Annotated in this window: 12 protein-coding genes; all 12 read right to left on the bottom strand. The window is 52.3% G+C overall.

Annotation, left to right across the window (positions count from 1 at the left end; translation table 11 throughout):
* Window positions 1-30 precede the first annotated feature (30 nt).
* Entirely contained in the window at window positions 31-1104 is a 1074-nt protein-coding gene (locus ACYVH9_RS27830) for an alpha/beta hydrolase (protein WP_460639713.1), read from the bottom strand.
* Window positions 1105-1107: 3 nt separating this feature from the next.
* Entirely contained in the window at window positions 1108-2277 is a 1170-nt protein-coding gene (locus ACYVH9_RS27825) for an alpha/beta hydrolase-fold protein (protein ID WP_460639712.1), read from the bottom strand.
* A 21-nt stretch (window positions 2278-2298) separates the two neighbouring features.
* The gene (locus tag ACYVH9_RS27820) at window positions 2299-3864 is read right to left on the bottom strand and encodes a carboxylesterase/lipase family protein (RefSeq protein WP_460639711.1); all 1566 of its coding nucleotides are present in this window, start codon (window positions 3862-3864) and stop codon (window positions 2299-2301) included.
* A gap of 25 nt (window positions 3865-3889) precedes the next feature.
* Entirely contained in the window at window positions 3890-4780 is an 891-nt protein-coding gene (locus tag ACYVH9_RS27815) for an alpha/beta hydrolase (protein ID WP_460639710.1), read from the bottom strand.
* Window positions 4781-4796: 16 nt separating this feature from the next.
* Entirely contained in the window at window positions 4797-6710 is a 1914-nt protein-coding gene (locus tag ACYVH9_RS27810) for a glycoside hydrolase family 97 protein (protein ID WP_460639709.1), read from the bottom strand.
* An 86-nt stretch (window positions 6711-6796) separates the two neighbouring features.
* A complete protein-coding gene (locus ACYVH9_RS27805) occupies window positions 6797-8371 on the bottom strand; it encodes a glycoside hydrolase family 43 protein (RefSeq protein WP_460639708.1) in 1575 nt (524 codons plus the stop codon).
* 16 nt (window positions 8372-8387) lie between these two features.
* Window positions 8388-8915, bottom strand: a complete 528-nt coding sequence (locus tag ACYVH9_RS27800; RefSeq protein ID WP_460639707.1) for a VOC family protein — start codon at window positions 8913-8915, stop codon at window positions 8388-8390.
* Window positions 8916-9067: 152 nt separating this feature from the next.
* Window positions 9068-11359 (bottom strand): glycoside hydrolase family 127 protein, encoded by a 2292-nt coding sequence (locus ACYVH9_RS27795; RefSeq protein ID WP_460639706.1) that lies wholly within the window; start codon window positions 11357-11359, stop codon window positions 9068-9070.
* A 4-nt stretch (window positions 11360-11363) separates the two neighbouring features.
* Window positions 11364-13046 (bottom strand): glycoside hydrolase family 43 protein, encoded by a 1683-nt coding sequence (locus ACYVH9_RS27790; protein WP_460639705.1) that lies wholly within the window; start codon window positions 13044-13046, stop codon window positions 11364-11366.
* A 31-nt stretch (window positions 13047-13077) separates the two neighbouring features.
* Window positions 13078-15552 carry a glycoside hydrolase family 95 protein gene (locus tag ACYVH9_RS27785; protein WP_460639704.1) on the bottom strand — a complete coding sequence of 825 codons (2475 nt, stop codon included), beginning with the start codon at window positions 15550-15552 and terminating at the stop codon, window positions 13078-13080.
* A 98-nt stretch (window positions 15553-15650) separates the two neighbouring features.
* Complete coding sequence (locus ACYVH9_RS27780; RefSeq protein ID WP_460639703.1) at window positions 15651-17465, bottom strand: RagB/SusD family nutrient uptake outer membrane protein; 1815 nt, start codon at window positions 17463-17465, stop codon at window positions 15651-15653.
* A gap of 14 nt (window positions 17466-17479) precedes the next feature.
* Window positions 17480-20944: a TonB-dependent receptor gene (locus ACYVH9_RS27775; RefSeq protein WP_460639760.1), complete on the bottom strand. Its 3465-nt coding sequence runs from the start codon at window positions 20942-20944 to the stop codon at window positions 17480-17482.
* Between the last annotated feature and the right edge of the window lie 97 nt (window positions 20945-21041).

Here is a 21041-nt window from a genome sequence, read left to right as displayed (position 1 = left end):
CTTTAAGATCAACACTTTCTGAATTTACATTTATTTAAAAAGCTGCGGTAAGGTCGTGGCCAGATAAAGTTTGCAGTTCATCCAGGTATGGCCGCCCGGTACGATCTGCGCGTCGGGTTTCAGGCCTTTTTCCTTGAACATGGCGATGTTTTGCTTCACCGGCTCGTACAGAAAATCCTCAGTTCCGACGCTGATCGTAAAGAGCTTCAATTGCTTGTTCATCTGGTCAGCATTGGGCGACCAGTCGGCGAAGTTCTTTTTAAACTCGTCGGTGGCTGTGTAAGGCGCGTAAGAACACACGTAGGCGAACTTGTCGGGGTTGGTCAGGCCGATGTTCAGCGTCTGGCCACCACCCACCGAGAAACCCGCCACCGCCCGGTTTTTGCTGTCGTTCAATACGGGATAGTTGGCCTCCACGAACGGCACAATATCCTTCACCATATCTTGGGTAAAATCAGCCATCGGGCTTGGACGCACGTTGCCATAGGGCATCACAATCAGCATGGGTTTGGCTTTCCCCTGCGCAATCAGATTATCGGCAATCAGGTTGGCGCGCCCCACTTTGGTCCAGGTTTCTTCCGTGTCCGAACCGCCGTGAATCAGGTAAAGCACGGGGTATTTGGTTTTGTCGTTCGGGTTGAAACCGGGTGGCGTATAGATCAGTACGTTACGGGGTCGGCCCAGCGTCGAGGATTGGTACGTCCGGTAGCTGATTTTGCCGTGCGGTACGTTCTGGAGCGAATGAATCAGCGGCTGGTCGCCGGGCACATCGACAATGCTCCGTTTGAAGCGTTCGTTGGCGAAGATATATGTGTTGCTCGGATCGGCCACTTCCACGTCATCCACCCGAAAGCTGTACGGATAAATATCGGGTTTGACGGGCGGCACCGTAACGCTCCAGATGCCGGATGTATCTTTCGTCAGGGCGACCGGGGTTTTTAGAAATTCGCCGTTTAGGGTCACCTTCTGGGCGTTGCGCGAAAAATACCGGAACGTAACGCTGTGATCGGGATGCACGTCGGGCGAGCTGATGGCGGGTGGACGCTGGGCCTCTGCCATACCGCCTGCCAGACAGAGCGTTAATAGATAAAAAATACGTTTCATGGCTTATTGAAAGAGTAAAGGGGTGGTTTCGGCAACGTACGTCTTGACATTCATCCAGGTATGACCACCGTCGGTGATCCGGCTCTTGTAGTTTACGTTCTTTGCCTTCAGGTAATCCATAAATTCGACGGTCCCTTTGTACAGAAAATCGTCGCTACCGACGCTCACCCACAGCAGTTTCAGTTGCTTGTTCGTGTTGTTGGGGTTCGCGGCAATGGACTTATAGCTGCGTTCCATTTCTTCTGGGGAGAGGTACGAACTGTAAGCGCACACCCAGGCAAACTTGTCCATGTTGCCAAACGCCGTGCGAAGCGTCTGACCGCCCCCGCGCGAGAAGCCGCCAATGGCCCGATTTTCCCGGTTGTTCAGCGTGCGGTAGCTTTTCTCGATGTATGGAATAACGTGGCTCACCAGATCCGTGGTGAAATCGTTGGCCCGTTTCACCGCGTCGGCCCCGTCCCGCACGGTCGGATCGGCGGGTTTGGTCCCTCCTTTTTGCTCGGCAACCCGGGCCGCCACGTTACCGTTCGGCATGACGATGATCATGGGTTTGGCTTTGCCTTCCGCAATCAGATTATCCAGGATCAGGTTGGTTCGGCCCACTTTGAAGAAAGTTTCTTCCGTGTCCGTCGTGCCGCTGATGAGGTAGTAAACCGGGTATTTTTTGGTCGGATTCTGGTCGTAGCCCGGTGGCGTGTACACCACCAGCGAGCCGGTTGTCCCTTCCAGTGCGGGGTAATATTCGTAGTTGACCGACCCGTGCGGCACGGGCTTCATGGCGTGTACCAAGGGCGTATCACCCGGTACATCGACCAGACTGGCCTTGAACCGCTCGTTGGGGAAAAACGCCACATTGGCAGGGTCCATAACTGTTACGCCATCAACCTGGAAACTGTACGGGTAGACATCGGGCTTGATCGGACCGACCGTTACGCTCCAGATTCCCTGCTCGCCTTTGGTCATGGGTACGGGTCCTTTCCCAAACTGCCCGCTCAGCTTCACCTCCTTGGCAGCCGGTGCCAGATAGCGAAACGTAACGGTTTTGTCGGCATTCACCTGGGGCGACACCACCAGCGGCCCACGCGGTGGCTGGGCCAAAACGACACTGGACAGGCAAATCAGGCCCCACCAGAGAAGCCGAAAGCGGTTTGAGGAAAAGAGTTGGTTCAACATGAGTTTAGGATTGCTTCGTGATTACTGGGCCCAGGCTTCGCCTTCGGGGGTGCGACGCCACTCAAAATACTTGTTTAGAGACTCTAGTGCCGCGGCATCGGGAACCGGGCCGGGTTTCGGTGTCTGACTAAAATACATCACTGTGGGCTTGGTCTCGTTGAAGACCGGCCATTGGGGAACGCCTTTGCCGTTAGGATCGCCGTATTTAGCGAAATTAGTCCAATAGGTGCCCATCGCATCCGAAATGGCCAGATCGGTTTTGGTCGTTTGCGGGTTCGACGGATTGAGGTTCTCGAACACGTAGGCTACCTCCTGCCCATGTCCCGAACCTGACCCCGCTTTGGGTGAATCGGCGGGATAGTCGGGGTGCTGGTCAAAATAATAATAGAACACTTTCGATTTGCTGGTCTTGGCCTGAAGCCTTGCCCAACTCCAGGTATGCCAGCCAAAAGCCGCGTCCCGCATCAAATCCCGCGCGGTTTTCGGCACGTTGTTGGCCCCAACCGGATAGGCTTTTAGTAGCTCATCGGCAAATTTCCCGTACCGTTTTTTGGTACTCTCGATATACTCCTGCGGGGTTTTCGGCGGGCTGAAGCTGGCTCCTTCGTCAGAATTATAGCCAACCAGCACCGGTACGTGATTGTATTTTCCGGCTTCGTAGAGTTTGTACTGATCGTCTGGGACGACGTAGCCATCGACAATCGGCCAGGCCGAGCCAACGCCCCAGCCGCCCGGCAGTTTGTCGGCATCCATCTTACGCAACTCGGCCAGCGACGACGCTCCGGCTTTCTGGGCGTAGGCTTCTCCCTCCTTTTCGGCCTGACGAAGGCGCTTCATATTCTCGCCGGGATACGTCGTAGGTCGGGAAGGGCCGAACGAGCCTCCACTTTGCGAGATCGCTCCGTGAAATAGCCCTTTCGCCAGCGGAGACGCACACAGCATACTGACAGCAATCCCCCCCGCCGATTCGCCAAAAATGGTCACTTTACCCGGATCGCCACCGAATGCGGCAATGTTATTCTGAATCCACTTGAGACCGGCAATCATGTCGAGCAAACCGTAGTTTCCCGAAACACGCTGCGCATTTTCGTTGCTTAGTTCCGGGTGGGCCAGAAAGCCAAGCGGTCCAACCCGATAGGCAATGCTGACCAGTATGACGCCTTTCTTCGCCAGTTTTTCGCCATTATAAACCGGTTCCGAGGTAGAGCCGAAGCTAAACCCGCCCCCGTAAATCCAGACCAGCACTGGCAAACGGTCCCTGGCCGATTTTGCCGGACTCCATACGTTCAGGTAGAGGCAATCTTCGCTTTTGCCCGACGGCGGATTCCCTCCCTGCATGGGCGCAGGCGCAAATTTTTTCGTTTCGCGTACACCCTCCCATTTGACTACCGGCTGAGGTGCTTTCCAGCGCAGATCCCCGACGGGTGGAGCCGCAAAGGGAATACCCCGGTAAACCGCCAAACCCTCTTCAACCGTTCCCTGAACGCGCCCGCCTTCGACGCTGACGGGGGTGGGCTGCTGGGCGCGAGCGGGGCCGACTCCCAGTAGCAGAAAACACATCAGAATGACACTATTTTTTAGGGGCATAATCGATGTAGAGTAAAGTGCGTGACTAGTTGATCCAGTTATTTCGTTTCATCCAATCGAACAGCGGGTCCATCCACCCTTTTTGTCGAAAAATGAATCCGTGCCCGCCTTTGGGATAGATGTGCATTTCGACATCGATGTTTTGGTGCCTCAGCCGTTCGAAGTAGGCAATGCTGTTATCGACATCCACTAGTTTGTCGTCTGCCGCGTGGGTCAGGTAGGCCGGTGGGGTGTTTTTTGTAATTTGCCGCTCGTTGGAATACAGATCGATCAGGGCCTTCGACGGATTTTTGCCCAGTAGATTCTGGCGCGAATCCCGGTGCGTCAGGCTGTCCTGCATGCTGATAACCGGGTATACCAGAATCTGAAAATCGGGTCGTAGACTGGTATTGCTCTTATTCTCGATCAATGCTTTCTCGAAATGCGTCGCTTCGGTAGAGGCCAGATGCCCTCCCGCCGAGAAGCCCATGATGCCTACTTTACCGGCGTCGACACCCCACTCAGCGGCATTATCGCGCACCAGTTTGACGGCTTGTTGGGCATCCTGCAACGGGCCAATGGTTTTGTCTACCAGAATCGAATCGTTTGGCAACCGGTATTTCAGGACGAAAGCCGCGACGCCGTTTTTAGCCAATTCTTTGGCCGTACTGACCCCTTCTCCCTGATACACCACAACGCCATAGCCACCACCCGGAATGATCACAACGGCAGCGCCCGACGCTATCTCTTTGGCGGGCAAATACACTTCCAGCGTGGGTTTTACCACGTTTTTGTACATCCCCGACGTGTACGTTTCCTGTATGTTCGTCGCCTTTGCGTTCGGAATGGTGCCTGGATACAGGTTCACGATCTCCTGCGCAATACCCACCTGAGCAGCTAGTAACCAAAGGCTTATGACCAGAGCGAGTGTCTTCATGATCCGGTTGACAGTTCTATTCCTCAAAGACTGCGACAAAACCGTCGTTTCCTTTTAGCGAAATGGTCATTTTTCCACTTTGGGGAAGCGTTAGTTTTTTCTGTTCAAAAGATGGTTCGCCGTCGCTGGCGTCGGCTCCGGTAGCGATCAGGTCGGCTTTTTTGCCTTTCAGAAAGCCCAGATCCAATTCCAGCGACTTGTCGGTTTTCTCGCCGTTGATGCCTGCTACGTACCATTTTTTGCCGGTTTTTCTGGCGACTACATATAGTTTTCCGGGATAGCCATCGATGAATTTAACATCGTCCCAGTGATTGGGCAACTGGCGCAAAAAGTCTTTCACGTAGTCCGGCACGTGGGTCATACCCGCCGGGGTTTCCGCGAAATGTTGAATTCCCGACAGAAAAGTTACAGAAGTCGCCAGCTCGAAAGCCGAGGTCGTGGCCCGTTTGATACGCGGAATTTTGTACAGATTCATGGGCGTAAAGTCCATCGGGTCAAACGCGTTCCGCACCATCGCGCACATCACCGAATGCGCGGGCGCTTTGTTGGCAGCATCCTGCCCAAACGTAATCATTTCGTACCCAAAAACGGCTTCAGTAGTCATGAAATTTGGGTACGTGCGTTGCAGTCCCCTGGGCAACGTAGCCCCATGAAAATTGACCAGTATCTGGTGAGCCGCTGCATCTTGCAGAATATCTTCGTAATAATTGATCATGGATTGACCATCGCCCCCGAAAAAATCGACCTTGATGCCTTTGATGCCCATTTTCTGTAGCTTCGAAAACTCCTCCACGCGGCTTTCGTGCGTGAGCAATTTATCTTTAGGCGTGAACTTGACCGTGTTCCAACTTCCGGCGGAATTGTACCAAAGCAGCACGCCCACGTTTTTCGTTTTGGCGTAATCCGCCAGCACTTTCACGGAATCGTACCCAATGCTTTTATCCCAGCCTGCATCGATCAGGCAGTACTGCCATTTCATGTCGGCGGCAAAGTCCACGTATTTTTTCTGCACCGGATAAATCGTCGCACCATCTTTTTCAATCACCCAGCTCCACGACGACTTGCCGGGTTTGATAAACGATGCATCCATCTTTTTGGCGGGCAATGCCAGGTCGGTTCCGAGTGTTGATTCCTGTACGGTTTTCAAACTACCGATGACCAGAATGCGCCAGGGCGTTTTCCAGGGCAGTACGGATTCCGGATTCAGGGTTGGCTTTCCGTCCGTAAATACTTCGGGAGCCTGGGGAAAGTTGATTTTGTACTCACTGTCCGGCGAGTTTTGCTGCAAGGCCGTTCCGCAGTAGGTTCGGCCCAAATCGGCCTCCGTCAGCATTACCCAGGTATTGTTCGTCTTGAAAAGTGCCGGGTAAATCCAGCCATTTTTGCCGGGTGCTGGTGTGCCCGTGGCAATATCCATGCTGTAATGCGCTTCGTAGGACGGATTGGTGTGCTCAAACCCCGATTGGGCTTCCGTTTTGGGTTGCAGCCACGCCCGAGAGTCCGCCGGGAAGTGAAAGCTGGTCGCTTCGGAGGCAATCTTTTTGATATCGGTTGAGGTTTCCGGGAAAATATACCGAAAAGCAACCCCATCGTTGGATACCCGAAACACAATATTCATCCGCTTGCCCGAAGCTGTTTTGGCCTCCCAAATACGCTCAATTGCCGTGTACGAAATGGCGCTTTTCTTCGCATTTGTAGTTTTGTACTGATCCTTCACGGTCGTCGGTGCCGACAGCTTGACCAGACTTAAATTCTGGGTAAAGTCCTCATCTTCTCTTTTTACCCCCAATTTAGAGTTTCGCAGCACGGTCTCCCCTTTGAAAGCAATCTGGTATTCAGCCTTTTGTATATCGCAAGTGACCACGATGTTTTTGTCGGGGCTGGTTACGGTGCCAGGTTCACGTTGCGCATTAGCCCGAAAAACCAACATCGATCCTAGAATGATGGGTAGTAAATTGCTATTTATTAAGTTACTAAAAATGGTCATGAGTAAGGGTAAAGAAGCTAGCGATACGTTTATTCTTTCACAATCGAATCCGTGATGCGGAAGTAATCAAAGTCGGCATAGCCGCCCGTGTTGGCGGTTGCGTAGTTGAACAGCCCAAACCGATAGCCCATGAAATGCGGAATCGTATAAGGCATCTTCAGCGGTTCACCGATGGACTGCCACGATTTTCCGTCCAGGCTATAAAAGAAATGAGCGAGGTCGGCCCGGTTTTTAAAGTTGCATTCCGCTTTTAAGAAGACGGTTTTCTGCGTCAACGACACGCGCTGGACTTCAACAGGCTTGCCGGAAGAAGCACTCACCATAACCACGAAATTTTGCCCATTTTCCCGCTTTATACCCACCAGCCCGTAGTTTTTCTGTAACAGGCTTAAGCCGGCAAAATCGCCATCTTTCAGGTTCGATACATCGAGCGAAGTGGAACCGGTGCTTTCTGGACCAATGGTGCGCTGCGTCAGGATGTTTCTGGCCTGTACAAAAGACGTGTCGGTCCGGCCCGTTTTCAAGCGCAGATAGCCTTTCCGGTCGTTGATGGACCAGAGACTATTATCTGGATTGTGATTCCACTGCCAGACTAACGGCAACGCCCGATCTCCTTTCTTGCGGGTGAACTCGTCGGAGTTGACAATTCCCGGAATCAGTCCTTTGCTGGCGGGCAGGTCCAGTGTTTCGGGTACTTTGCCGTTCACACCCAGTACGGGCCAACCGTCTTCCCATTTTACCGGAACCAGATACGGAATGCGACCAACGCCCCCGAAGTCGCGGAACAGGTAGGAATACCATTTCCCGTCGGGCGTATCAATCAGGCCACCCTGCGCGACTCCCAGATCCTGCAAACCAATGCGGCCTTCCCACGGCCCCGTAATCTTGTCGGCCCGGTGAATGACCACCGTCCGCATTCCCCCCCGGGGCCAGGTGATGTTGAACAGGTAATATTTTCCGTTCACTTTGAGCAGTTGCGAACCTTCGGCGGGCAGGCCCCCTCCCGTACCCGACGGCGTACTGGCATTTTCGATGATGACCTGTTCGGTAGTGCCGGGTTTTACGGCAGAAGCGTCGGCGGTGAGTTCAACCAGGCGAAGTTTCCCTGCGCCATAAATCATATATACCCGACCATCATCGTCGAAAAACAGCGTATGATCGTGGTAGGACGGTTTGAACGACACCGCTTTCCAAGGTCCTTTTTCGATGTCTTTTGTCGTATAGATGTGCGTTTTACCCGTTGTCTGGGCGAAGGTAGTGACGTAGTAAGTGCCGTTATGGTAGCGCAAACTACTGGCCCACGAACCCCGTCCGTAGGTGCTTTTCCCATTGGTTAAATCAAGTTCTGGCATGGTAGCCAGGGTGTCATAAGCATAGCTAACTAGTTGCCAATTAACCAGATCCGTTGATTTCATAATTGGCAGCCCCGGACTCATGTGCATGGTGGTGCTGCTCATGTAATACGTCTTCCCCACGCGGATTATGGCCACATCCGGCACGTCGGCAAAAATAATGGGGTTCTGGGCGGTTTGTGCTTTCAGCGCACCTACGTTAGCCAGGAGTATTACAGCCAGCAAAACCGACTGCGTAAAAAGTTTTATCATAAAGGTCTTTTCAAGGTTATTCCAGGGGTCCAATTAGCTCGATGAAAGTGCCGTCGGGGTCCTGCACAAAGACAAAGTGCGATTTCCCATTCAGTGGCGTGGGCGTACTCCCCAGAAAGGGCACTTTCATTTGCGTCAGCCGGTCGATGATGGGTTTCAGGGCTTTTACCTGAAGCGTGATGTACTGCATCCCTGTGTCGTCCTGAATGTAAGTGGATTTTGCTTTGGGCTGCGTAGCTTTTTTGTCGAAACTCATCAACTTCCAGTCGGTGGCTTCGGGGCTATTTTCCAGTTTCAGGATGGTGACATTCACCGCAATGCCGTTGGTTAGACCGGATCGTTTCCCGAAATCTTCGTTTATCGTGAAGCTGCCCGTCTTGACCATGCCAATTCCATTTACGTAAAAATCCAGTGAACGCTGGAGGTCAGTAACCACAACCCCCACCCCGATGACCTTGCTGCTAAAGTTTGACTGCGCCGAAGCGGTAAAATGCAGCAGAATAGCAATGGCCAAAAGCCCTATTTTTTGAATTGATTTATTCATACCTGATGAGACTGATAATAAAGACTATATTTTTCTAAGAGTTGCAAAATCATTGATCCAAGTTCCACTTATCCGCAAGCCGCCCCATTCGTTTGTGTTTTTTTGACACAATTTAGGGCAATCGTCTTTTGACCAATTGAAACCAATCCTGCTTAATTTTTCAAAATTCGTATCTGGTGAAACCGGGGCGTTGGCCTGCCATTATTGGCCTGAATACGTATGGCGACAGACTCGCTATCCCCTACTTTCAGGACAATGGATTTTCCCTCCGACGCCATAAATTCCGCGGGCTTCTCATTGATAAGAATACTCACGTTATCCGGCTTATAATTATCCAATAGACTAATTTCTATCCGATTACCTTCCCGATTTTTGTTCTGTAATTGATAGGAAATGTAGGAACGCGTATTGCGCCAGAAACGGCCATCGTCATCCGATCCGGATTCGCTCTTCTCCCCTTTATACTGATGATCCACTTCAGGTTGCTGTTCTCCGAAGCTAACCTTATCCAGCGTTTTAGCTTCCAGCGCTAAGGCTTCCGCTTCCTGTTGTTTCAATTTAGCTTTCTGTTCTTCAAGAGCCGCTGGCGTAACAGTCTGAAAATACATCTGATAGCGCGCATCGTGGATTTCGTAGAAAGGCAGCAAGGTCAACGAATCCAGACTGAATTTCAGCTTACTAACCGGTTTAACCTTAGCGTTGTAAGTCCCAGCCTCACCGACCAGCATGTACGCTTTGTCGATCGGATAGAGCTTGCCTTTGGCTTCGTGGCCCATACGGCTGTCGTCGGCAAAAAGTCCCGTTAAATCGTTCGTTGACGTTTTGGCAGCCAACACAACGGGGCCATGGACAAAAGCCCCCCAATTCGAATTGTCGGGCAAATATTCCAGCCGGGTCGACGTAGCAAAACGCACCGTTATTTTATCCCCCGTTTTCCAGGTGCGATTAATCGCTGCGTAGCTGGACGACTTAGTATCCAAATTTTGAGGCTTGTTGTTGACCAGAATCTCAAAATTGTCAGCCCATTTCGGCGCGCGAATTTGCAGCGAAAAGGCCTGCGGTTTAGCCAGCTTTAGGGTCAGCTCCGTTTCGTTTTTATACGGAAAATCCGTCGTCTGGGTCAGCTGGATCTTTTTATCTTTCCAGTTTAAGGTGGAAGGAACAAATAGGTTGACAAACAGGTCGTTCGCGGAATGGCTGTAGATAAGTTCGCCGTATTTTGTATGGTTTTCCAATCCCGAACCAACACAGCACCACATGCTCGTTTCGGGCTGCGAATACACCCGATAATGGTTGGGCCGAATGGGCGTGAAATAAACAAATCCGCCTTTATCGGGGTGCTGGCTCGACAGAATGTGATTGAAAAGCGTCCGTTCGTAAAAATCCAGATAAGCCGGATCGGCCTTGTCCAGAAACAAGGCTTTACTCAGCCGCAGCATGTTGTACGAATTGCAGGTTTCGGGGCCCTGGTTCGACTTGAGCACCGAACTGAAATCGTTTGTCGGGTTGAAATGCTCCCGCACGCTGTTCCCGCCGAACGCAACGCTGCGCGTCTGGGTAACGGTTTGCCAGAAAAACTGTGCCGCATCCGACCAGTCCTTATTGTCCATTAGGGTGGCTATTTTCTCGAAGCCAATCACTTTGGGGATCTGCGTGTTGGCATGAAGTCCCGTGAGCTTATCCTGTTTTTCCAGCAGCGGATTCAGGATGGACCGATGCGAAACCCGCTGCGCGGTTTCAAGGTATTTTCTGTCTTTGGTTAGTATATAGAGGTCAGCAAACGTTTCATTGATACCGCCGTGCTCCGTCCGTAAAACCTGCTGAATCTGTTCGTCAGAAAGCGGCTTGATGAGTTCAATAAACCAATCGCCCAGACCGATCAACACTTGCTTTGCCTGCTGATTCCCCGCGTATTCGTAGGCGTCTCGCAACCCAGCAAATAGCTTGTGGATGTTGTAAAGCGGCACCCACGTGTTGTTCAAGCCGAAGCTACTGCCGTCAATATCGCTTTTGCGAATGCGCTCCCAGAACACCTTTCCCTGCGGAATGCCGCCTACGTAGCCGTTGCCATTTTTAGTCTGGCAAAGGGCCAGTTCGGTAACCATGTAGTCCAGGCGTTTTTTTAACTCAGGATTGCCCGTAGATGCGTACATCATGGCCAGCGCGGACAGATAGTGCCCTCCAATGTGACCGTCCAAACCGGAGCTTTCCCAGTTTCCGTACCGCTGGGTTTTTAGGGGTATGCCCGCGTCAATCCGGTACGGGGCTAATAGTTTGTCCGCATCAAGCGCCAGGATGTACTTGAGATCCACATCCTGCGCATTCTTGAACATGCCGCCCGTTAGCCTCACGTCCTGCAACGGAAATGATTGCATCTGTGCCCAGGCAGAGCCACTAAAGAAGAGCAAAAAGGCACTGGTAAGTACGTTCGTTTTCAGCGACATTCTGTTATTTTTTAAACACCGGGTCGTTACCCTTGTATTTCAGGTATTGAAAAGAGGCTGAATTTGACGATGCCTCTCCGGATGAGGTGGCATACATCCCATACAGGCAACCAATGAATCCACCCGCTACTTTGGTGCTTAGAAACTTGGCGTCCACTTTGTCTTTCAGGAGGTTCCAGTTCTTAGCATCCGTAGAATAAAGAAAGTTATACGTGTCGCCTTCTGAGCTGATGCGCAATCCCACCTTGCCAGCTTTTCCGGTCAAGGGCACTTCGGTAACCAATTCCATCGTTTTCTGTCGGGGAACACTTTTATAGAGTTGAAGCACATCCTTGTCCTGCGATTTTGATTTGCACAGCCAGTAGAAATGTCCTTCGTTCTGAAAAATGATTAAGCCCGCTTTTTCTTTCTCTGATTTTGGCGTAAAATCCAGTTCCGTCTCAGCCGTGCTGAACAGGTGCTGCTGGCGTTTTCCAATGAAAGCCGGATTGCTAAAATCCATAACCGTTTCGGGCTTTAGCTTCATCGTTAGGCCCTGCTTTTTCGAAAGTGAAAACCAGCTTTTATCCAGCGTGCGCATGAATAGCAGCGCCGGGTCTATCTCTTTATCAAAGGTCAGCGTGTAGTCAAAATTTCCCGTTTGCGGCAGGGCATTTTTTGGCTTAACTTCTTTGTAGTCCACTGGATAGGTATACGAGATAGCCTTTTCGCCGTGTTCGATCATCGGCCAATCGTCTTTCCAGGTAACGGGGGCAATAAACGTTTCACGACCAGTATTGTAATAATCGCCTTCATAGGGTCTTACCGCCAGGAAGATGCAATACATCTTGCCATCGGGTCCCATGACGAACTGACCGTGACCTGCCGATGTAATGGCGTCTTTGCGGTCGGCGGGTAAGTCGCGCTGCGTCAGAATCGGGTTGCCCTCAAAAGGAACGTAAGGTCCCCAGACATCTTTGCTCCGCAGGATGACCTCTGAATGATTCACCGAGGTTCCTCCTTCAGCCGCGTAGAGGTAATACCAGCCATTGCGTTTCATGATATGCGGTGCTTCGATCCAGACGGGCTTTTTGCTGAGGTCTACCCCACCATTTACTAATTGCTTTTCCTCCCCGGTTACTTTCAGGGTTTTATAATCAAATTCGTACATCCGAATGGTCCGGTGGCCCGAATACAGCGGCTTCCGGTCGGGCGCGTCGCTGTTGTAGAGTATATACGCTTTGTCGGCTTCTTCGTCAAAATAGATGGATGGGTCAATTCCTTTTACCTGCGGGACTTTCACCGGATCGCTCCACGGACCGGCAGGATTTTTGGCTGTTACCACAAAGTTGCCATCATGGTCGATGTCGGTGCAAGTAAGGTAATAAGTGCCTTTGTAATAGCTGATTGCTGGAGCAAATAAACCGCGCGTTAGCGGTTCGCCCATAAAATCCATTTGGGAAGGGCGGTCAATCACATTCCCAATCTGTTTCCAGTTTTTCAGATCCTTGCTGTGAAAAACCGGAATTCCCGGAAAATAAGAAAAGGTAGAGTTTACCAGGTAGTAGTCGGTACCCACCTGAACGATGCTCGGATCAGGGTAAAATCCGGTCAGAATTGGGTTAACCAACGTAGTCTGAGCAGAGACGGGTTGGCTCAGGATTAAATAACAAGCTGTTAAAACAGCCGAGCAAAAACGTTTTATCATCTTCATCAAACGGTTATAATCAATTCGCAGGCTACTGGCCCACCAGCGTATACACTTTTCCTGCCTGCGTAGGAATATCATACAGTATTGTTTCCTTCAGCGCTGGAGCAGCTGAACTCGTGCCAGATGCAATCTGGGGTGCTGGCGTTTCTTCGGTCTGATAAAACGGATTAGGATTCTGACCGGAAGCGGTTTTCACGACCAATCCCTTGTTTCCCCGCAGCGCGTTGGGCACCCGCAGGCGAAGATTGCCCCCCAGATTTGACCGGATTTGCACGCTCGTCAGTTTGCCCGCTTTCCACTGCACATTCACCACCTCAAAACCGCCAATGGCGCGCAACCCACTGATACTGCCCTCCGGCCAGACATCAGGCAGGGCGGGCAGCAAATGAATAGCTCCATCAGCACTTTGCATGAGCATTTCTGTAATACCGGATGTACAGCCAAAATTCCCGTCAATCTGGAACGGCGGGTGCGCATCGAACAGGTTATTGTAGGTCCCCCCGCCTTCCGGGTTGGCTCCCAACGGCGAAAGTTGATTCTGAATCAGGGTGAAGGCGTGGTTACCGTCCTGCAACCGGGCCCACCAGTTGACTTTCCAGCCCATGCTCCAGCCGGTTGAAACATCACCACGATGGATCAGGGTCGTGCGGGAAGCATTGAATAGCTCCGGTGTGCGGTACGCCGAAATTTGGGTGGACGGAAACAGGCCGTACAGGTGGGATACATGCCGGTGGTGATCGTTGGGGGCATCAACATCATCAAGCCATTCCTGCAACTGGCCAAATTTCCCGACGTGCATGGGGGCCAGCCGGTTGCGTTTTTGTTTCAGGGTATCCACAAAAGCCGCATCTTTTCCCAGAATTTCAGCCGCCCGGATCGCTGTACTGAACGCGTCGAATACAATCTGGTTGTCCATCGTAGTCCCCGCATCCAGCGAAGAACCGTCGTGGGCCTTGGGGGCGTTTTCGGGTGAGCTTCCCGGATTGACCACCAGCCAGTGGTATTTGGGGTGCTCGATCAGGAAGTCCGCATAAAACTGCGCAGCGCCTTTCAGAACGGGATAAATAGAGGCCAGGTAAACTTTGTCGCCATTGTACAGGTAGTGTTCCCAGAGGTGCTGGCTCAGCCAGCCGCCCCCGCCGGTCCACATGCCCCAGAATGCCCCGTCGATGGCACCAGTCGCCCGCCAGATATCGGTGTTGTGGTGGGCCATCCAGCCCCGGGCGCCGTACATGGTCCGCGCTGTTTCCTGACCGGTTTCCGCCAATTCCTGCACCATTTTCAGGAACGGTTCGTGCAATTCGGCCAGAGCTGTTTTCTCAGCGGGCCAGTAGTTCATCTGGGCGTTGATGTTGATGGTATATTTACTGTCCCAGGGCGGACGCATTCGGTGGTTCCAGATGCCCTGGAGGTTAGCCGGCTGCCCCTGCTCGCCGTCGCGGCCGGGTTGTGAGGAAGAAATCAGCAGGTACCGTCCGTATTGGTAGTAAAGCGCCACAAACTGCGGATCGTTGGCTGTGCGAAAGTTTTTAAGCCGTTCATCGGTTGGAAGCGTGGCGGCTTCTATCGTTCCTAGATTGAGCTTCACCCGGTTGAAATAGTTCTGATAGGCGGCCTTGTGAGGGGCAACTATAGCCGCATACGGTTTTGGAAAGGCTTTGTTGAGGTACACCGAAGCGCGGGCATTTTCGTCCCCGTTCAGGTCTTTATAACTGTTGAAATTGGTGGCGATGGAAACGTAAATAGTGGCGGTATTGGCTCCTTTTACGGTTAGGGTTGAATCGGTAGCGGTAAGGCTGCCGCCCTGCGTTTTGATTTTCGCAATACCTTTGAACCTCACCATACCCTGCACGCCTTCATGATCGGAGGTGGTGCCAGCCAGGGTCAGTTCCCGGGAAGGGGTGGTTTTGATAATCGCTTGTGTCTGGAGCGTGGCAAAAGAGGCAGTAAACGAGAGCCGCCCCGGCTTACTCGCGGTCAATTGCATGACAATAACCCGGTCCGGAAACGAGGCCAGGATTTCACGGGTATACGTCACGCCATCTACCTGATACGTGGTTCGGGCAACAGCCTTTTCAAGGTCCAGCTCCCGGTAATAGTTGGAATAGTTTTCGTGCCCTTCGAACGTAAGCTGAAGGTTTCCCACGGGTTGAAACATCTGCCCGTGCGACTTTTTGGTGATAATGGTTTGGTTGGCTAGTCGCTCGGCCTCTTTTTGTTTTCCATCAAAAATAAGCTGCCGAATTTCGGGCAGCGAGGCCAACGTAGCGGGATTGTCGTTCCGGTTGGGACTGCCCGACCAGACGGTGTGCTCATTCAATTGGACGGTTTCCTTTGGCACATTTCCGTACACCATAGCCCCCAATCGACCATTGCCAATGGGCAGGGCATTTTCCCAGGTCTTTCCGGCGGGTTGACGGTACCAAAGCTTTAGCACCGGTTGTGACTGTGCGAAACAACCCGTTGACAGCATGAACAAGAAGAGGTAACAGAACGGTTTCATTGACAACCCTACAGCAATGTGTGAAATGAGAATAAATAGACGTAAGAGGACACAAGCCTCCTACGTCTATGGCATTCTACCAATCTAACCTATTCTACTCAATACCCCGGATTTTGCGGAAACTTAGGACCTTCCACTACCCGGTCAATCTGGGATTGCGGAATGGGTCGTAGCATATGGTAATCCTGGATATACGGGGCCGCTTCCGGATTCCAGGCCTTAACCCGGCGGACCAGCGAACGGGTGCGGACCAGATCATGCCACCGCTGCCATTCGCCAAAAAATTCGCGGCTCCGCTCGTCCAGAATAAAGTCCAGTGTCACGTCCGCCGGTGTAATGGTCATGGCGGTTACACCGGCAGCATTCTGGGCGGGTGTATTGGTCTTGCGGTAAGCCGCCCGTTGCCGTACAACATTGAGCAGTGCAGCCGCTTTGGTGGCATCGCCCGCCTTGAAGGAGGCTTCCGCGCCGGTCATATACACATCCGAGAAGCGGTACAACACACAGGGGCGGGTCGACGGGTCATTGAAGTTGGCACCCCGGCTGGGATCCATGTATTTCTTCAGCGCCGGGAAAATGCCGTTGTCCCACAAACTGGGCGGAACAACCAGCCCCTTGAAAGGTCTTGAACCCACAAATTGCGGTGCACCGGCTACTTCATAGTCAGGTAACCAAACGGCCGTATCCTGCCCTACTACGGTTGTATAGCTGATTCCACGGGTGTTGTTGGCCGCCGTAGCACTGTTGGTAACGGCCGTATTGGCAATATAAACCGTGTAAAAAGAATTCATAAACCGGGAGTCAACATCCCGCTTCGTAAAAGCCTGATCCAGAAAGTAATTTTTGCCCGCGTTGGTACCCGAAGGCCACTTGTAGCTGTTCGGACGCATCCGAACATAAGGCCGCCCGTATTGCGAGTCCCGGATCATCAGGGAAGTCCCGTTGTTCACATAAGCACCCGCGGCACTTTTGTAGGAATTGATCCCACTGTTGTTTGGGTAGTTCCAGTTGGTAAACCAGGGACTCAGATTTTGGGCAAATCCACCACCAGCGGCTGCTCCCACCTGGTAATAGCCGTATTTGGGATCAAGAACGTGATCACTGACGAACATCGTTTCTTTGCCGTAGTCGTTGGCGGGCACGAATGCATCGCCGTAGTCCTGCCACAGATCCAGCCCGTAGGCTGATTTGTTCGCAATGATGTCCGCACAAAGGGTAGCCGCCTGCGTAAAATCGGCAGCGGTATTATTGAGCCAGCCGCGGGTCAGGTAGGCCTTCGCCAGCAGCAACTGCGCGACGGGCTTGGTGGCCGCTTTCCCCAGGAATGGCGCTGTTGGCGTATTGGGCAGATCCGCAGCGGCTTCGGTCAGGTCCTTGATGATCAGCTCATAGACCTGGGCAGCCGGCTGACGGGAAGCGGCCTGCGAGGGGACTGTGATGAATTCGGTATGCAAAGGTACATCACCCCAGGTCTGCACCAGATAAAAATACCAGAAGCCCCGCAGGAATTTGGCCTGCGCCAGATATTGCTTCCGGGTAGCCTCCGGCAGATCAATGGTCTGACCGTATTGCAGCACCCCGTTGATCGTGTTGATATCCTGAAAAGCAGCGCCCCAGGCCGCCCCGAAGTTACTGCTGTTTAGGCCATTATAGGTATAGGGGATCGGCGTACCGGCGCTAGCTCCTTGCAAAAACTCATCGGTACCAGCCTGCATCTCGACGGTAAAGCCTTCGGTGCCCCACTGGCCCCGGATGTCGTTGTAGACCCCCGCAATACCACCCAGCACACCGGAAGGACTATTGAAGTAGGAAGGAACAATTTGAGATTGCGGTTGCTCTTCCAGGATTTTTTCGCATCCGGTGCTGAACAGCGCGGTCAGACTCAGGATGGCCCAGACTTTTATATGTTTCATGATCGTATCGGCGATTAAAATTTAAGATTGACACCCAGGGTGAATTGCCGCAAAGGTGGGTTGTTCAGGTTGACGGCGATCTGGCGCTCCGGCGTTCCGCGGTCGCTGGCCCCCTGCGGGTTCAGCGTCGATTGCCCACTGGCGTAGCTGTTTCCTTCCGGATCGATGGCCAGATTCTGGCTCACCAGGGGCGAGTAGATGATAAAAGGATTGGTGGCGTTGAAATACACCCGCGCCGAATTCATCCCGATTTTCCGAATCATCTGGCTGCTAAACGTATAACCCAGGTTGATACTCCGGCATTTGATGAATGATCCGTCGTAATAGCCCAGGGTAGAGCCAAAATAGGCAACTGCGCTGGCCGCATCCGGAGCCGGGAAGGCATTGGTTGGGTTCGTTTCGGTCCAGTAATCCGTTTTCACTTGGTTGACCCGGCCCTGGTTGAAGAAGGCAAAACCGCCCGACCCCGTTGAGTTACCCGTCAAATAAGGTACAATCACTTTCATACCCATCCGCGCGAAGGTAACAATCGACAGATCAAAGTTCTTGTAGCTGAAACGGTTCGTAAAGCCCCCTTCCCATTTTGGCTGGAAATTGCCCAGAATCTGGCGATCGTTTGCATCGATCTTTCCGTCGTTGTTCAGGTCTTCCACCCGGATTTGGCCGGGAGCCTGAACGGGGGAGGTCTGTTTGGCCAAGGTGCCGTTTTCTTTGTCGGCAGTTTGCCAGAGACCAATTTTCCGGTAGTCGTAAATAACCGACAGGGGTTGCCCGACAAACCAACCGGCCCCAAGGTTGGCTAACTCTGTGGGAGTTGTTAGCTGCGTGATTTTCTCCCGGTTAAAGAAATACGTCACATCGGCACTCCAGTTAAATCCTTTCGGATTCCGGAAAATATCGAACGTCACCGCCGTTTCGAGCCCTTTTCCTTCCGTCCGGCCCAGGTTTTTAAGCGTCGACCCGGCACCGTTGCTCGGCGGAAGCGGTACTGACAGTAGGATGTCTTTTGTTTTTTGGTGATACCAGTCCACCGAACCCGTGATGCGGTTGTTGAGGAAGCCAAAATCGATCCCCAGATCCACCTGCGAAGTGGATTGCCAGCTTAGATCCGTCGCCGGGAGGCTGGTAACGGTGTAAGCCAACTGCTGACCAGCCGTACCCGTACCGAAGTTGTAGTAACCGGCAGATAACGCACCAAGGGTGGCATAAGCACCCACATTCCGGTTACCAGAAATCCCCCAGCTACCCCGTAGTTTCAGATTGGAAATGAAAGGCACGCCTTTCATGAATCCCTCTTCAATGGCGTTCCAGCCTACCCCAATGGCCGGGTAGTTGAAGTACTGGTTACCCGGCGACAGTGTCGAGGAGCCATCCCGACGCATTGTCAGGGTCAGCAGGTAGCGATCATTGTAACTATAGTTCACACGACCCATGTACGAAAGCAGCCCGAGTTCGGAAAACGAGTTTCCAAAGTCTGCATTCGCAACCGGTGTTCCGGAAGCCAGCGAGAAATTGGACGTCTTGATGTAATCGGCCGGCACCCCCGTGATTGTAAACCGGCTGCCCAGTGAGTGGTTTTTGGTAATTTCGTACAGCCCGGTAACGCCGAATTTATGTTTTCCGATCGTCTTGTCGTAATACAGCAGGTGCTGCAGGTTGATGTCCCAGTATTCGGTGTTGCTAATTTCAGCGTTGGACGAAGACTGAACCGTGGCGTTGTTAAAATAGGTAAGTGGCCCTCCGTAGCCGTTGTAGTTCGACTGGCTGAAGTTCAACCCGGCATTCATCCGGTAACGCAGCCCGGGCAGGATGTTTACTTCCGCGTATAAGCTGTTGAAGGTCCGGATTGCCCGGGTGCGACCCAAATAGGAGTTCTTTTTGGTAATAATCGTCAGAGGACTGACAATGGCGGCATCAATGGAGCCTTCCGCCGGGAACAGGTTGACCGACCCATCGGCATTGTACGGCGAGGCCAATGGTGTCAAGCGAACAAGGCCCCCCGGAACACCACCACCGCCCGGTGTATTGGTATACGTCAGGGTGTTCAGCGTATTCAGACCAATTTTGACATGCTTGCCCAGGCGCTGATCAATCGTAGCCCGAAGCGTATACCGTTCGAATTTCTGGCTGGGAATAATTCCCGTTTCGTTGAAATAACCCAGACCCAGCGAGTACTGCGTATTCTCGACTCCGCCGGTTAACCCCAACTGATGATTGGAGTTGAAGCCGGGCTTATAAATCAGATCCTGCCAGTCGGTCGAGATACCGGCTGCCAATGCTTCCTGCTCCTTCTGGGTGAGCGGATAAGCAGTTGTACCGGGGCTGGTACGGTTGTATTTGGCCGCATCGGCTTTAAACTGCGCGTACTCCGTGCCATTCATGACATTGAATTTCCCCATGCTGTTCGTAACACCATGATAGCCATCGTAGCTCAAAACGGGCTTTCCTACTTTACCGCGTTTGGTGGTAACCAGGATTACCCCGCCAGATCCGCGTGAACCATAAATAGCCGTGGCCGAAGCATCTTTCAGAATTTCCAGGTTGACGATGTCGTCCGGGTTAATGTCGTTAAGCCCTCCGTAGGGTATTCCATCGACAACAACCAACGGACCATCCAGCCCATCACTGCCTCCCGAACTGGTCGTCAGGGTACGATTTCCCCGAATCCGGATTTGGCCCTGCGCACCCGGCGTAGAACCGTTGCTGACGATGGTTACCCCCGCTGCCCGGCCTTTCAATTGATTCACCAGGTTGGGGGCCGGTACTTCTTTCAACGTTGTTTCATTAACGGAAACCACCGATCCGGTGACGTCACGTTTCCGTTGCACACCGTATCCTACCACCACTACTTCATCCAGTGTTTTGTTGTCTGCATCCATCGAGACATTAACGACGGTTTGGTTGCCGACCGGTACTTCTTTGGTTGCATAACCGATAAAGGAAAAAACGAGAACGGTCCCACCACCAGCGGGTACAGATAGCCGGTAATCACCATTCCCGTCGGTCGTGGTGCCCCGGGTGACCGACTTGATCTGAATCGTTACACCGGGTAGTCCTTCTCCATTCTCCGCAGTAACGCGCCCCGTAATTTGTACGTCCTGCGCAGTTTCGGTCATCACCTCACCGGATAGTTTATTCAGGGGAAGTGTTGATGGAGGGGTATTCCTTTTAATGACGATTTGCTGATTGACGACTTCATAACCCAGGTTAAGTGGCGTTAAAATCTGGGTAAGCACCTGATGCAACTGCTCGTTTTTTGCCTGGAAGGAAATTTTACGCTTGGATTGGATCATCTCCCGGCTAAATAAAAATTGAACGTTGGCTTGTGCCTCTAGTTGCTTAATCACCACCTCCACATCCTGATTCTGAATGGAGAGGCTAACCCGCCGGTTGAGCAATTCCTGCGCCTTGCTGCTGATGGCAAAGCTTACGTTGATAATGGAGAGCGCAAGTAAGATTTGCAGGCTTGACATTTTCATCATCCTGATCCAAACATTGCGGTTGGTCGAAGAATAGTGCATCGATAATATGCGTTTTTTGTTCTTTTTAGAAAAAAATTGCAACATAAATCCCGGC

The organism is Larkinella harenae (genome assembly GCF_054780515.1).
This window is presented reverse-complemented; position numbering and strand designations above follow the sequence as displayed.